General features: G+C 70.2%; 13 protein-coding genes. 6 read left to right on the top strand and 7 right to left on the bottom strand.

Annotation, left to right across the window (positions count from 1 at the left end; all coding sequences use genetic code 11):
• Positions 1-53 precede the first annotated feature (53 nt).
• Positions 54-1,634: an MFS transporter gene (locus ABD793_RS15665; protein WP_344860402.1), complete on the top strand. Its 1,581-nt coding sequence runs from the start codon at positions 54-56 to the stop codon at positions 1,632-1,634.
• On the opposite strand, the gene add is transcribed toward ABD793_RS15665, so the two are convergent.
• Together add and ABD793_RS15675 are read right to left on the bottom strand one after the other, a co-directional pair.
• Positions 1,582-2,637, bottom strand: coding sequence for an adenosine deaminase (add, locus tag ABD793_RS15670; RefSeq protein ID WP_344860405.1), 1,056 nt, complete (start codon positions 2,635-2,637; stop codon positions 1,582-1,584). The genes ABD793_RS15665 and add overlap by 53 nt on opposite strands.
• Before the next feature lie 393 nt (positions 2,638-3,030).
• The gene (locus tag ABD793_RS15675) at positions 3,031-3,666 is read right to left on the bottom strand and encodes a TetR/AcrR family transcriptional regulator (protein WP_344861042.1); all 636 of its coding nucleotides are present in this window, start codon (positions 3,664-3,666) and stop codon (positions 3,031-3,033) included.
• A gap of 140 nt (positions 3,667-3,806) precedes the next feature.
• Here ABD793_RS15675 and ABD793_RS15680 point away from each other — a divergent pair, with 140 nt between their 5' ends.
• Positions 3,807-5,228, top strand: coding sequence for a DHA2 family efflux MFS transporter permease subunit (locus tag ABD793_RS15680; protein ID WP_344860407.1), 1,422 nt, complete (start codon positions 3,807-3,809; stop codon positions 5,226-5,228).
• A gap of 155 nt (positions 5,229-5,383) precedes the next feature.
• On the opposite strand, the gene ABD793_RS15685 is transcribed toward ABD793_RS15680, so the two are convergent.
• Positions 5,384-5,965, bottom strand: a complete 582-nt coding sequence (locus ABD793_RS15685; protein WP_344860409.1) for a TetR/AcrR family transcriptional regulator — start codon at positions 5,963-5,965, stop codon at positions 5,384-5,386.
• Positions 5,966-6,055: 90 nt separating this feature from the next.
• On the opposite strand from ABD793_RS15685, the gene ABD793_RS15690 reads away from it, so the two are divergent.
• From ABD793_RS15690 to ABD793_RS15700, 3 genes are read left to right on the top strand one after another with little or no spacing between them, the layout of a single operon-like run.
• Positions 6,056-7,285: an alpha/beta hydrolase family protein gene (locus ABD793_RS15690; protein WP_344860412.1), complete on the top strand. Its 1,230-nt coding sequence runs from the start codon at positions 6,056-6,058 to the stop codon at positions 7,283-7,285.
• Positions 7,278-7,961 carry a VC0807 family protein gene (locus ABD793_RS15695; RefSeq protein ID WP_344860414.1) on the top strand — a complete coding sequence of 228 codons (684 nt, stop codon included), beginning with the start codon at positions 7,278-7,280 and terminating at the stop codon, positions 7,959-7,961. The genes ABD793_RS15690 and ABD793_RS15695 overlap by 8 nt, the downstream gene beginning before the upstream one ends.
• Complete coding sequence (locus ABD793_RS15700) at positions 7,958-8,899, top strand: NAD-dependent epimerase/dehydratase family protein (RefSeq protein WP_344860416.1); 942 nt, start codon at positions 7,958-7,960, stop codon at positions 8,897-8,899. Before ABD793_RS15695 ends, ABD793_RS15700 begins: the two co-directional genes overlap by 4 nt.
• Here ABD793_RS15700 and ABD793_RS15705 read toward each other — a convergent pair whose 3' ends face one another.
• The gene (locus ABD793_RS15705) at positions 8,900-9,508 is read right to left on the bottom strand and encodes a TetR/AcrR family transcriptional regulator C-terminal domain-containing protein (protein WP_344860418.1); all 609 of its coding nucleotides are present in this window, start codon (positions 9,506-9,508) and stop codon (positions 8,900-8,902) included.
• A 51-nt stretch (positions 9,509-9,559) separates the two neighbouring features.
• On the opposite strand from ABD793_RS15705, the gene ABD793_RS15710 reads away from it, so the two are divergent.
• Positions 9,560-10,825 (top strand): FAD-dependent monooxygenase, encoded by a 1,266-nt coding sequence (locus ABD793_RS15710; RefSeq protein ID WP_344860419.1) that lies wholly within the window; start codon positions 9,560-9,562, stop codon positions 10,823-10,825.
• A gap of 61 nt (positions 10,826-10,886) precedes the next feature.
• On the opposite strand, the gene ABD793_RS15715 is transcribed toward ABD793_RS15710, so the two are convergent.
• Genes ABD793_RS15715 through ABD793_RS15725 form a run of 3 tightly spaced genes read right to left on the bottom strand, consistent with a single transcriptional unit; the run spans position 10,887 to position 13,014 of the window.
• Positions 10,887-12,143 (bottom strand): alpha/beta fold hydrolase, encoded by a 1,257-nt coding sequence (locus ABD793_RS15715; RefSeq protein WP_344860422.1) that lies wholly within the window; start codon positions 12,141-12,143, stop codon positions 10,887-10,889.
• Complete coding sequence (locus tag ABD793_RS15720) at positions 12,140-12,388, bottom strand: hypothetical protein (protein WP_344860424.1); 249 nt, start codon at positions 12,386-12,388, stop codon at positions 12,140-12,142. The genes ABD793_RS15715 and ABD793_RS15720 overlap by 4 nt, the downstream gene beginning before the upstream one ends.
• Complete coding sequence (locus ABD793_RS15725; protein ID WP_344860427.1) at positions 12,385-13,014, bottom strand: VOC family protein; 630 nt, start codon at positions 13,012-13,014, stop codon at positions 12,385-12,387. Before ABD793_RS15725 ends, ABD793_RS15720 begins: the two co-directional genes overlap by 4 nt.
• Positions 13,015-13,094: the final 80 nt, after the last annotated feature.

A 13,094-nucleotide genomic window follows, 5' to 3' on the forward strand; every position in this document is an offset into this window, starting at 1 on the left:
ACAAGAAAGACCCTACTTGCCGTGGTCGGCCGGGGCTGGCGAGCATGACCCGCGTGGGTACCGGAGCATCGTCGAGGACACTGCACGGGCATTCGACGGCGCGGCGCTGGGCGGTCCTGGCAGTGTTGTGTGCCAGCCTGCTGCTCGTCGGCATCGACCTGACCGTGCTGCACATCGCGGTGCCGACGATCAGTCGCCAACTGCTCCCCGACGCCACGCAGCTGCTGTGGATCGTCGACAGCTATCCCTTGACCGTCGCGGCCCTGCTGGTCACCTTCGGCACTCTCGCCGATCGCTGGGGACGCAAACGCATGGTCCTCGGCGGCTTCGCCGTGTTCGGGCTCGCCTCGGCAGGCGCGGCTGCCTCGGCCACCACGGTCCAGCTGATCGTGGCGCGGGCGGCGCTGGGCGTCGGCGCGGCGATGATGATGGCAGCGACCGTGGCCGTGCTCCGCAACGTGTTCCCCGACCGGCGTGAGCGCACCCTCGCGCTGGGCCTGTGGACTTCGGCCAACAGTGCCGGTGCCGCGCTCGGCCCGCTGCTGGGCGGACTACTGCTGCGCTATTGGTGGTGGGGCGCGGTGTTCTTGGTCAACGTGCCGGTGGTCGTCCTCGCGCTCGCGGCCGGAGCCAGGCTCATCCCCGAATCCCGCGACCCGGCGCCGCGCCGGTGGGACGGACTCAGTGCCGCGATCTCGATCCTCGGCCTGGGCGCGCTCGTATTCGGTCTCAAACGGCTCGCCGAACCGGGCACGCCGGACGCTTTGGGAACCACGAGCGGGGTGCTGGGGCTGGTTCTGCTCGGGTGGTTCATCCGGCGGCAACGCCGTTCGACCCACCCGTTGCTCGAGCTCTCGCTGTTCTCGGATCGGCGGTTCTCTGCGGCCACCTTGGCCGTGTTCGTCTGCTTCGGGTGCTACGCGACGCTGTTGTACTTCGCCACGCAGTTGCTGCAACTCGTCGAGGGTTACTCGCCACTGCGTGCGGGCCTGGCGCTGGCGCCGCTCGCCGTTGCCAGCGGACTCGGTGCTGTCGTCGCGCCACGGCTGGCCGCCCGGTGGACCCATCGTTGGGTGATCGCCGGTTCGCTGGCCGCGTTCGCCGCGGCGTTCGCCGGACTGGCCGGCACGCTCCTGAGCACTGCCCGGCCCGGCGCCCCGGCCTCGGCGGCGTTGCTGATCCTCGCCGGACTCGGCGCAGGCATGGTCATGGCTCTCGGTGCCGACGCCATCATGACCACGGCCAGCGCCGACCGCGCGGGCCAGGCCGGGGCGATCCAGGAGACCTCCTTCGAACTCGGCTCCGGACTGGGTATCGCCGTGCTCGGGTCGGTCCTGGCCGTCGCCTACCGCCTGCTGCTGCCGGGACTGCCCGACGGCGCCGACGCCCGCGCTCGCGATTCACTCGGCGCCACCCTGGACTTCGCGGACACCCTCGGGACGCGCGCGGAGCCGGTCCGGTATGCCGCACAACAAGCCTTCGCCCAGGGGTTGGCCGTCGCGGGTCTGGCTGCCGCCGGCATGCTGATCCTTTCCGCTGGTGCGGCCGGCGTACTCCTGGGCAGGAACCGGCCCGACGACCCTATTCGGCCTGCACGCCATTCCTTGGCACAGCGGCGGTGTCGCCGCGGGTGATCGAATCGATTTCGGCGAGCAGGGCGGATTTTCCCGCGGTGTCCAGGAACGAGGAGTGCACCGCGTTCTTCGCCAGCCGGGCCAGTTCGGGCGGCTGCAGGCCGAGCGTGGTGGCCACCGCGAGGTATTCGCCTTCGAGGGTTGCGCCGAACATGGGTGGATCGTCGGTGTTGAGAGTGACCACGAGACCGTGGTCGAGCATGCGCCGGACGGGGTGCGCGGCGATCGAGCCGACCTGCCGGGTACGGACGTTGGAGGTCGGGCACACTTCGAGCGGGATGCGTTGTCCGGCAAGATAGTCCAGCAGCGCCGGATCGGCGGTGCAGCTGGTGCCGTGGCCGATCCGCGCCGCGCCGAGGTCGTGCACGGCGGACCAGATCGTGGCCGGGCCGGTGGTTTCCCCGGCATGCGGCACGCTGTGCAGGCCGGCTTCCCTGGCGGCGGTGAAGAACGGTTCGAACTGCGCCCTGCCGACGCCGACCTCCGGTCCGCCGAGTCCGAAGCCGACCAGCCCTTCCGGCCGCTCCCGCACGGCGAACACCACGGTCTCCCGTCCGGCCCGTACCCCCTTCTCGCCGGGGATGTCGAAGCACCAGGCCAATTCGACACCGCGTTCGGCGGCGGCAGCTCGGCCCTCGGCGAGCCCGGCCAGCAGCTCATCGCCGGGCATGCCGTCGAGGATGTGGTTGTAGGGAGTGACGGTCACTTCGGCGTAGCGGACGTTCTGCCGGGCGAGCTCGGCGGCCAGTCCGGTGACGAGCGTGCGGATGTCGTGGCGGTCTTTCAGCATCGACTGCACCGCCCAGTAAACCCGGAGGAAGTGGTCGAAGTCGCGGAACGTGAAGAACCGTTCCAGCTCGGCACGGCCGGTGGGCACACCGGCTTCCCGATGACGCCGGGCAAGCGCGAGAACGGTTTCGATTCCCGCTGAGCCGACCAGGTGAACGTGCAATTCGACCTTGGGCAGGGCATGGATGAAGGCGCGCAGGCTTTCGCTGGGCACGGGGTACTCCCTGATCGGGAAAAAGGTGACGGACGAACGGAAAACCGCGGCGGCTCAGGGAGCGAGGTCGCCACGATCGGGGTCAGCTCCGTAGAGCGGCATCTTGAACTCCGGCACGATCTCCACGGTAGCCGAATCCCACCCCGGGGTCACCAGGAATGGGACCCCCGCACGTGCACACCAACCGGGAAAGGCCGGGCAGCACGTTCGCGGGCCGGCTACGGACACGATGGCTGGGTCCGCACGCAGGCGGGCCGGCGGATTGCCGAGCGTCGCGGGCACAACCGGTGCTTCCCGCACATTCCGCGTGATTCCCGGAGCACGCCGGGCGCTCGAGCAGTTCGGTGCACGAGGCGTCCGGCCGCGAACCTCCCCTCGCGGCGGCCCGGGTAATCAGGCGGCGTAGGCGCGCACAAACGTGTCGGTGGCTGCTTCGGCGATCGCCCGCAACTCGGCCGCGGGCAGTTTCCTGGTGCCCAGCCGCGATCGCGCCTCCGCGGGTCCGGTCAGCAGCGACAGGAACTGCTCCGCCGCGACGGCCGGATCGGCCGCACGCAGGCGGCCTTCCAGCGACAACCGCGCCAGCCGGTCGGCCAGTGCCTCGGCCAGCCGCCCGGCGGTACGCGCTTGGACCAGCTCGACCAGCTCGGGGAACTGCCCGACCTCGGCGTGCACGAGCCGCCGCAGCGCGCGCGACGGTTCGCCGCAGCAGGTCTGCACCATCCGGTAGGCAACGTCGCCGAGACCGGCACGCAGGTCCCCCTCCAGCGTGCGCAGGCGTTCGACGTCACGCAGGTTCCGCTCCATCACGGTGTCGGCCGCGGCCTCCATCGCCCGGCGGAAGAGGTTTTCCTTGTCCCCGAGGTGGTTGTAGACGGTCGGCTTGGCGACGCCGGCGACCTCGGCGACCTCGGCGACGTTCGCCGGCGCGTACCCGCGGCGGGCGAACACGTCGAAGGCCGCCGACAGGATGGCCTGTCGCTTGTCGATCCGCCCACGGGCCGTCGCCCGCCCGGCCGAGTCCGTCATTCCGGTCACCGTCGCAGGGTACCCGAGCACCCCGCTTTTGAACTCACCGGTCCAGCATGGTGAACCCGCTTGTAACTTTATCCAGCAGACCACTACTTTGAACCGGCAAGTTCAATCAGACGTTGACCGGGGAGACCGGAATGACGCAGCATCCATCGGAGAACGGGCTGGACCCCGCACTGCGGCGGCTCATCGCGGTACTCCTGCTCGGCGGGATCATGGGCATCCTCGACGGTTCGATGGCCGCGGTGGCCATCGACGCCCTCCGCCACACCTTCCACAGCTCGCTCGCCACGATCAGCTGGGTTTCCACCGGTTATCTGCTGGCGCTCACCGTGACCATCCCGGTCACCGCGTGGGCGGTCGACCGGATGGGCGCGCGCCGGCTGTGGCTGGCCGGGCTCGTGCTGTTCCTCATCGGCTCGGTCGCCTCCGGGCTGTCCCCGGGCATCGGCAGCCTCATCGTTTTCCGGGTCGTACAGGGCATCGGGGCCGGCATCCTCGATCCGCTCATGCTCACACTGCTGGCGCGCGCTGCCGGTCCGGCGCGGGTGGGCCGGGTGATGGGGGTGATGGGAGTGGCCGGCTCGTCCGGACCGGTACTCGGCCCCGTCCTGGGCGGGATGATCCTGCAGTACCTGGACTGGCGCTGGATGTTCCTGGTCAACGTCCCGATCGTGGTCGCCGCTTTCGCGCTCTCCCGGCGAATCCTGCCCCCGGACGCGGCGGCCGGGCGGACGGTGACGCCGCTGGACGTGCTGGGCGTCGCGCTCGTCGGGCCCGGCGTGGCGGCCGGAGTGCTGGCACTGTCCGAGAGCGCCCAGCGCGGGACGTTCGCGGCCTGGCCGGTTCTGCTGTCGCTGACGGCCGCCGTGGTACTGCTCGGCGGTTACGCGGTACACGCCCTGCGCCGCCGGTCCGCTCCCCCGTTGATCGAGCTGCGCATGTTCGCGAGCCGCGCGTTCAGTGCCAGCGTCGGCACCGGCGCGCTGTCCGGCCTGGCCACGTTCGCCAGCCTGTTCCTGATCCCGCTGTACTACCAGCAGGTCCGCGGCCACGGCGTGTTCGCGGCCGGATTGCTGCTCGCCCCGCTCGGCGTGGGCTCGGCGATCTCGATGCCGCTGTCCGGACGGCTGTCGGACCGGTTCGGTTCCCGCGTGCCGGTGCGGATCGGCGCCGGCATCGCACTGCTGAGCTCGATCGGCTTCGGCCGGCTCACCGCCGACACGAACCACGCGTGGCTCGCGGTCCTCGCATTCGCCCTCGGATTCGGCCTCGGCTCCGTCGGCGCACCGACGATCGGCTCGCTCTACCGCACCCTGCCACCCGCGCAGGTTGCCCAGGGCAGTTCGGTGCTCTACATGCTCAACCAGCTCGGCGCCTCGATCGGCATCGCACTGGTCGCGCTGATCGTGCAGAACGCCGCATCCCCGCTGACCGGATTCCGGACCGCGTACTGGTGGATCGTGGCCGCGCTGACGGTGACCCTGCTGGTGAGCCCGCTGATCCCCGGCCGCCCGGCCCCGGCCGGTTCGCCCGCCGGTCTCCGGGAGGCGAAGTGAACACACTCGTCATCGCAGCCGGCGCCGACGGGACCGGCAGGCGCTGCGCTCGGCCACGGCGGGAAGCTCAACGGCCTGCTCGGCGTCTCCTTCGCCGAATGCCAGGCCGGCGCCAAGATCCGAGACGTGCCGATCCATCCCGGCGGCACGGCCGCTCAGCCCCGAGTGAGGGCAAGCAGGCGGTCGACCACGGCGTGCGCCTGTTCCTCGTCCGGTGGCTGCTTGAGCAGCAGGGCGCGGAAGTACATCGGTGCGAGCACGACTTCGAGCAGGTCCGGCAGTGTCGGTACGGGCTCACCGCGGGCGGTGGCCCGGTCCAGCATCTCTTGCAGCTGCTGCGCCCTGGCATCGAAGCCGGGATGGCCGCCGTCCGGTGCCCCCTCGGCGGGCCCGACCCCGAGAGCGATCGCGCGCAGGTAGACGGTGCCCATCGGGCTCGCCAGGCCAGCCGCCGCGTTGACCGCGAACGCGCTCAGATCACCGCGCAGCGAGCCGGTGTCGGGGATCGGTGAACCGCGGTTGAGCACCTCGGCCACCACGTCCTCCACCAGCCCGGTCATCGTGCCCCACCGGCGGTACAGCGTGGCCTGGTGCACACCGGAACGCTCGGCGACCGCGGCGATCGTCACCTCGTCCGGAGCCTTCTCGGCCAGCAGTTCGGTGACCGCCCGGTGCACGGCGCCGCGGACCCTGGCGGTTCGGCCACCGGGTCGCCGGGCGGGTTGCGGATCGGCCATACCGCACTCTAACGCGAACGGGCTTGCATTAGCCATCCAGGATGGCTAATCTGGCCAGACACGAAAAATTTCGCATTAGTGGCGACTGTCATGAGTGGGGGGACTGTGCAGCGGCTCCTGTTCGAGAAGGACCCGGCGTTCTGGTACGAGACATTGCGTTCGCTGGGGCACATCGCCTATGGCGGCGCGGATTTCGGCGAGGTGGTGACCACGGCCGGCCGGATCGTCAGCGGTGACTACGACAGCTGGCACGACGAGTGGCTGCTGACCGCGGACCGGGTCGCGACGCGGGCACATCGCAGCCTCGCCGGCGGGCACCGGGTCAGCGCACGGGACGGCTACCTGCGCGCGTCCAACTACTACCGCAACGCGGAGTTCTTCCTGCACGCCGATCCGGACGATCCCCGGGTCGAGGCTGCCTACCGGGCGAGCGTCGGCAGCTTCCGGCAAGCGGCGCGGCTGCTGGACGTCGAGGTCTCGCCGGTGCGGATTCCCTACGAAGCCACGGCACTGCCCGGCTACTTCTATCGGGCCGGCCCGGGGCTGCGGCCGACCGTGCTGGTGCACAACGGGTTCGACGGCTCCGCCGAGGAGATGCACTTCGTCGCCGCGGCCGCACTCGTCGAACGTGGTTATCACGTGCTGAGTTTCGACGGCCCCGGCCAGCCGGGCGCGAGGCACGACCACGGCCTGGTGTTCCGGCCGGATTGGGAACACGTCGTCACGCCGGTGCTCGACTTCGCACTGTCCCGTTCCGGCGTCGACGGCAGCCGGATCGCGTTGCTCGGCAACAGCATGGGCGGACTGCTCGCACCTCGCGCGGCAGCCTTCGAACAACGCATCGCCGCACTGGTCGCACTCGACGGCGTCACCGACATGGGCGCACTCGTGCTCGAGCAGGGCCACAGCCGGACCGAGGTGCAGCACGCCCTGCGCAACAACCCGGTGGTGGCCGGACAACTCGCCGCACAGGCCGAGCGGAACCCGACCGTCCGGTGGGCACTCGGGCACGGCCCCTGGGCGACCGGCACCCCCTCACCCGCGGAATTCGCCGCACGACTGCTCGATTTCCGGCTGGCCGACGGCGTCGCCGAGCAGATCGGCTGCCCGACGCTCGTCTGCTCCGGCGCGAGCGACCGGCTGTTCTCCGGACAGCCCGAAACGCTCTACCAGCGGCTCACCTGCCGGAAAACCTTCCTCGAATTCACCGACGAACTCGGCGCGGGCGAACACTGCCAGGCGGGCGCCGCACGGCTGACCATGAGCGCGGTCTCCGACTGGCTCGACCACACGCTTTCCTGGGGAGGAAACCATGTCTAATGCTCGACTGCACCCGATGGCCGCCATCGCCCTGTGGGACGTCGGCCTCGTGCTGCTCGCCTACTTCGGCTCCCGGCTGGCCGGAGCGGGCGACTATCTCGCGCTGGTCGCGGCAACCAGCGTGGCACTGCTGCGCACCGGATACGTCATGATCCGCCGCCGATCGTTCGACGGGTTCTCCGCGACGATGTGCCTCGTCTTCGGCGCCGGCCTGGCCCTGTCCTTCGTCACCGGTGACGAAAAACTGTTGCTGGCCACGAAATCGGTGGTCACCGCGGTACTGGGGGTGGTGCTTCTCGGCAGTGTCGCCGTCGGCAGGCCCGCCGCGTTCGGGGCGGCCAAGCGGTTCGGTGCCCGCGAAGAGCAGGAGCGCCAAAGCTGGGATCGGCTCTACCGGAGCGCCCCCGCGTTCCGGCGGGTCTACGTCGTGATGACCGCCGTCTGGGGAGCGGTCCTGCTGGGTGAATCGGCACTGCGCCTGCCGCTGATCTACCTGCTGCCGATGGACGCGGCCGTCCCGGCGTCCACGATCATGTTGCCGTTGAGCATCTGCCTGGCCATCTGGTGGAGTGCGTGGTACGGAAAACGCGGTGAGCAGCGTGCCCGGGTCGGCACGGTTGCCGCCGGGTACCGGTGGGCCGGCTCGTCCGGCAACGACCAGGGCAGGGCGCGATGAAGGTTTTGCTGGCAGGCGGTTCCGGCGCGATCGGGTTGCCCGTGGTGCGGCAGTTGCGGGCGGCCGGGCACCGGGTGGTGGCCATCCATCGTGCCGCGGCGGGCGGGGAAATCCTGCGCACCGCAGGTGCGACGCCACTGCAGGTCGACGTGCTCGATCCGGACGGGCTGCGCGCAGCCGTTGCCGGGCTGCGGTGTGACGCGGTGATCTCGCAGCTGACCGCGATGAAGAAGACACCGCTGCGGCATCAGGACATGGCGGCGACCAACCGGCTCCGGATCGAGGGAACCGCCGCCCTGCTGGCCGCGGCCGAACGGATCGGCGCCGGCCGGTTCGTGACCCAGTCGATGGTTTTCGGGTACGGATACGGCGATTTCGGTGGCCGGGTGCTCACCGAGCACGATCCGTTCGCCCCGGCGGGCCATGGCCGTTTCGAGGAACACCTCGCCGGAATGCGCTCCGCCGAGCAGCAGGTGTTCGAAGCTTCGCACGTCGAGGCAATTGCGCTGCGGTACGGCCTGTTCTACGGGCCGGGCCCGGCCGGGGACACCATGGTGGACGGTTTGCGCCGGCGCCGCCTCCCGGTGCTCAACGGTGGTGGAGTGCAGCCGTGGGTACAGGTCGACGACGCTGCTGCGGCAACCGTCTCCGCACTGGAAAGCGGGACGGCCGATTCGGCCTACAACATCGCCGACGACGAGCCGGTGAGTTTTTCCGAATTGGTCAGGACGCTGGCCGCGGAACTCGGTACAGCACAGCCGCGGGCGGTCCCGCCCTGGTTGCTCACGCCCATGCCGTACGCCAAGGCAATGCTGACCGGCGGACTCCGGGTGGCCAATGCCAAGGCAAAACACGAACTGGGCTGGGTACCACGGTTTCCCACTTACCGCGACGGCCTCGCCGAACTCGTCCGGCATTACCGCGGAAATTCCGGGTGATCAACCGCGGGCAGCTGAGCGCTTCCGGTTCCCTGCGGGTTTCGCCAGCAGCTTCGCGACGCCGAACTCGAATCGTTCTTCGAAGGAATCCTCGGCCAAGAACGGAAACACCCGCTGCAGTGCGGGACGCTGTCCCACGGAGAGTCCGGGCAGTGCCCGGTCGGGCAGTGCCTGTTCCTCCTGGGCCAGCCCGAGAATGAAATAGATGAGGCTCCAGCAGGTCCAGGCGGCCTCGCGCGCGGACATCCCGCCGTCGAGCAGTGCCCCGGCGAGCACCTCGGCCAGGTCCAAAGTGGCCGGCTCGGCAGCGTAGGTGCCGGCCACGACCGTGGCGCCGTCGCGGTGGGCCAGCAGGGCGGCCCGGTAGCGGCGGGCGATCTCGGTCGCCCGTTCGCGCCAGTGCCGGGGCAGTTCGTCGAGCGAGGCACCGGCGACGATCGCGTCTGCCATCAGCTCTTCCAGCCTGGCCTTGCTTTTGGCGTGCCAGAGGACGGTGTTCATCCGGACCCCGAGCCGCTGCGCGATGGTGCGCAGGGAAACCCCGCCGGCACCGCGCTCGTCGAGGATCTCCAGGGCGGCCCGCAGCACATCGGCTTGACTATTGGTCACTGACCTAGTGTACTCGGGCAGTGTAGTTGGTCAGTGACCAAGGGAGGCGGTATGGAAGACGTCGTCATCGCAGGCGCCGGGCCCACCGGACTGTGGCTCGCCGGCGAGCTGCGGCTGGGCGGGGCATCGGTCACGGTGCTGGAGGCCAGACCGGATCGGGATCCGAATTCCAAGGCGCTCACCATCCATCCGCGCACGATCGAGATCTTCGCCTGCCGGGGCGTCGCGGAGCCGTTCCTCGCCGAGGGCATCCGCATTCCGAACGGGCACTTCGGCGGGCTGCCGGACCGGATGGATTTCTCCGCGCTGGACACGCCGTACCCGTTCACCCTCGCGTTGCTGCAAGCCCGTACGGAACAGCTGCTCGAGGCGCGAGCCCGGCGGATGGGCGCGACGATCCGGCGAGGCTGCCGGGTGGCCGGCCGGACGCACAACGGTGTCGAGCTGGCGGAAGGAGAAGTCGTCACAGCTCGCTACGTGGTCGGCTGCGACGGGACCCGGAGCACCGTGCGGGCGGCGGCGGGCATCGAGTTCCCCGGCACCGACGCCACGACGTGGGGCTGGCTCGGCGACGTGCGGCTCGACGAACCGCCGGAACACGGCTTCGCCAACGTCGCCACCGCCGAGGGCGGCCTGATGATCGTGCCGCTGCCCGGTGGGATCCACCGTCTGGTCGGCGGGGATCCCGCCACCAACCGTCCCGGATGGCCCGGGGAGCTCACGCTCGACGAGTTGCGGGCGACGGTCGGCCGGATCGCCGGCACCGACTTCGGCATGCGCGATCCGGTGTGGCTTTCCCGCTTCGGCAACGCGACCCGGCAGGCGGTGGCCTACCGGGCGGGCCCCGTGCTGCTGGCCGGGGACGCCGCGCACATGCACTTCCCGACCGGTGGCGTCGGTATGAACGTCGGCATCCAGGATGCGCACAACCTCGGCTGGAAGCTCGCCGCCGTGGTCACCGGGCGCGCGGACGAAGCACTGCTCGACACCTACCACGAGGAACGCCATCCCGTCGGCGCGGAGCTGCTCGAACACACCAGGGCACAGACCGCGCTGATGACGACGTATTCCCCGGAAGGGCAGGCGCTGCGCGCGGTACTGAGCAGACTCATCGCCACGGCGCCGGACATGTCCCGGCACCTCGCCGAGCGGCTCTCCGGACTCAGCGTCGCCTACGCGACCGGCAAGCGCGTCCGAAACCTGCCGCTACCGGAGGGCACCACCCTCTTCGAGCAGCTGCGCACCGGAGAGCACGTGAAGACCGAAGCAGGACTCGTCCGGCCGGACGGGCACCTCGCCGCGCCGCCGGCCGCCTGAACCCGGCGGGACCGCACGATCGCCCGTGCATCGTCTCTGCCCGCGTGGCGTTCCCGGCACCTCAAACCGCAGGTGCGAGCGGGAAGCGCTGCTCCAGCCACCGGGCGATGTCGGCGGCGGCGAGTTCGTTGCCGGTCGGTTCTCCCTCGGCGATGGCGTTGCCGAAGTGCAGGCCGTGGACGGTGGCGACGGTGACGTCACCGGCTCCCAGCGCAGCGATCATCCGGCGGGTGTCGGAGGGGAAAGCGCCCTGGTCGCCGGTGAGCTCGAGGAACAGGGTCGGCACCGTGACACCCGGCGCACAGCGCACGAAGTCCGCGTTGGTGCTCAGCCCGGACCAGGTGGACAGCCAGGCTTCGGGCGTGGTGAAGCGGCCGAAGCCGGTCCGGCCGTAGTTGATCAGGTCGGGGCGCTTGCCGAACAGCGATCCGTACGGCCGTTCGCTCGGGTCGAGGGTGAGGTCGACCGTGCGGAGGTCGGCGTCGGTGCGGTACACGGTGATGATCCGCGGGTCGAGCGAACGACGACGATCCGCCGCGTCGCCCGTCTTCTTGAACGCTGCGCGTGCCTCCGCCGTGCGGGCGAGGTGCCCGCGGGCCACCGCGTCGATGCGGGCGACGCGATCCCGTTGCGCGGCACGATAACGCTGCACGAACTCCGCCGAATAGCCGGAGCTGGCGGGTGGTGCGGCGAAGCCGTTGGCCGGCGAGAACGGATCCAGCTCCGGAACGACCGACAGCGGGTCGCTTTCGTCGGCGACCGACGGATCGATGCAGCCCAGCAGCAGCCTGCCCGGACCGGGGTGCGGGGCGAGGAAGACCGCGCCGTCGGCGACCGGCATGACGGCTTCGGCCAGCCTCGTCGGACGGCCGCCGGGGGTGCTGGCGATCCGGTCGGCCGGGGCGAGCGCGGCCTGCTGGAGGTAAAAGGCGTAGAGCGTGCCGCCACCCGAGTGACCCAGTACGACGACGGACTCGAAACCCCGGTCCCGCAGGAAGACCTGTCCGGCGGCGACGTCGTGCAGGGCTTGTTCGTGCACCAGCGTCAGGTCGTTGTTGACCGAGCGGGTGTGCTGCGTCCACACCGCGACGCCCGCCTGCAGCAGCAGCGGGACCAGCGGATGGTGGGTCAGGTCCTGGCGCGGGTGCATGAGGCACACGACGGTGCGCGCACCGGGCACCGTGGCCAGTACCCCGCGAACGGTCGCACCGTCCGCTGTGGACAGTTCGGGCACAGTCGTGACGGTGGACCCGGGCCGCTGCCCCGCGGCGAGGTAGCGGCCCGCACCCAGCCCGGTGGCCCGGCCGGGCGCGCTCACCCGGGCTCCACGCGCAGCGCGTTCTTGTCGTGCTGGGTGATCCGGCTGTCGCGGGCGACGCCGGCGATGCACGAGTACCAGACGGCGTGCCGGCATCCGGTCGCCCTGCGGTCGATCACGATCGCCTCTTCGGCGTGGATCCGGAAGTACGGCCCGATCTGCCCGACCGTGACGGCCGGGTCCTCGGCCGCGACCTTGGCCACGGACGTGTTCTCGGGGACGTCGAGGACGAACAGGGTGGTCATCGCGCGGGCTCCCAGTCGGCGGCCCGTCCGACGATCAGTTCGGCCTTGCGCGCCAGCAGTTTCCCGAAGCTCGGCTCGGGTTCGCCGACGACGTCGAGCAAGGCGTCGATGGTGAGGTTCGCGTCGAGGTCCTCCTGCGGCGTCACCGGGCGCATCGCGCGGGTGATCTCGAACATGTAGCCGTTCGGGTCGTGGGTGTAGATCGACTCGATGGTCTCGTGCTGGATCTGCATCTCCACCGGCCATTGGCTCGCATCGAGGCGACGCCGGTACTCGAGCAGGTCCGCCTCGTTGTCGACGTGGATCGCGAGGTGGCGTGAGCGGACGAAGAACTCGGGCACGTCCGCGCCGAAGCGCGCGTAGACGTCACCCTTCGCGCCCGGTGCACCGCCGACACTCTGCTCGGTGCCGAAGTAGTAGAAGAACGCGATCCGGTCGTCGTTGCCGATGTCGAAGAAGAAGTGGATGAAATCCGGGTGGTCCTCGGGACCCCAGCCTGCCGCGCAGATGGAGTGCACGACGGGGAACCCCAGCACGTCACGGTAGAAGTGCACGGTGGCCGCGGGGTCGAACGTCGGGAACGCGACGTGGTCGACCCCCTGCACCCGGTGCTCCAGCTCGGTCATCACAGGCCTCCAGGGAACAATCTCGGTCGGTTTCGCACTTCCGACCCTACGCGTGAATTGACGAATAGGTCAACAGTTTG

The sequence above is a fragment of the Amycolatopsis ultiminotia genome, from assembly GCF_039536925.1.
Classification (GTDB): domain Bacteria; phylum Actinomycetota; class Actinomycetes; order Mycobacteriales; family Pseudonocardiaceae; genus Amycolatopsis; species Amycolatopsis ultiminotia.

Coding starts and splice junctions, on each gene's coding strand:
- ABD793_RS15690 (WP_344860412.1), top strand. CDS start 6,056: ATGAGTGGGGGGACTGTGCAGCGGCTCCTGTTCGAGAAGGACCCGGCG.
- ABD793_RS15720 (WP_344860424.1), bottom strand. CDS start 12,388: ATGACCACCCTGTTCGTCCTCGACGTCCCCGAGAACACGTCCGTGGCC.
- ABD793_RS15725 (WP_344860427.1), bottom strand. CDS start 13,014: ATGACCGAGCTGGAGCACCGGGTGCAGGGGGTCGACCACGTCGCGTTC.
- ABD793_RS15700 (WP_344860416.1), top strand. CDS start 7,958: ATGAAGGTTTTGCTGGCAGGCGGTTCCGGCGCGATCGGGTTGCCCGTG.
- ABD793_RS15710 (WP_344860419.1), top strand. CDS start 9,560: ATGGAAGACGTCGTCATCGCAGGCGCCGGGCCCACCGGACTGTGGCTC.
- ABD793_RS15675 (WP_344861042.1), bottom strand. CDS start 3,666: ATGACGGACTCGGCCGGGCGGGCGACGGCCCGTGGGCGGATCGACAAG.
- ABD793_RS15695 (WP_344860414.1), top strand. CDS start 7,278: ATGTCTAATGCTCGACTGCACCCGATGGCCGCCATCGCCCTGTGGGAC.
- ABD793_RS15685 (WP_344860409.1), bottom strand. CDS start 5,965: ATGGCCGATCCGCAACCCGCCCGGCGACCCGGTGGCCGAACCGCCAGG.
- ABD793_RS15680 (WP_344860407.1), top strand. CDS start 3,807: ATGACGCAGCATCCATCGGAGAACGGGCTGGACCCCGCACTGCGGCGG.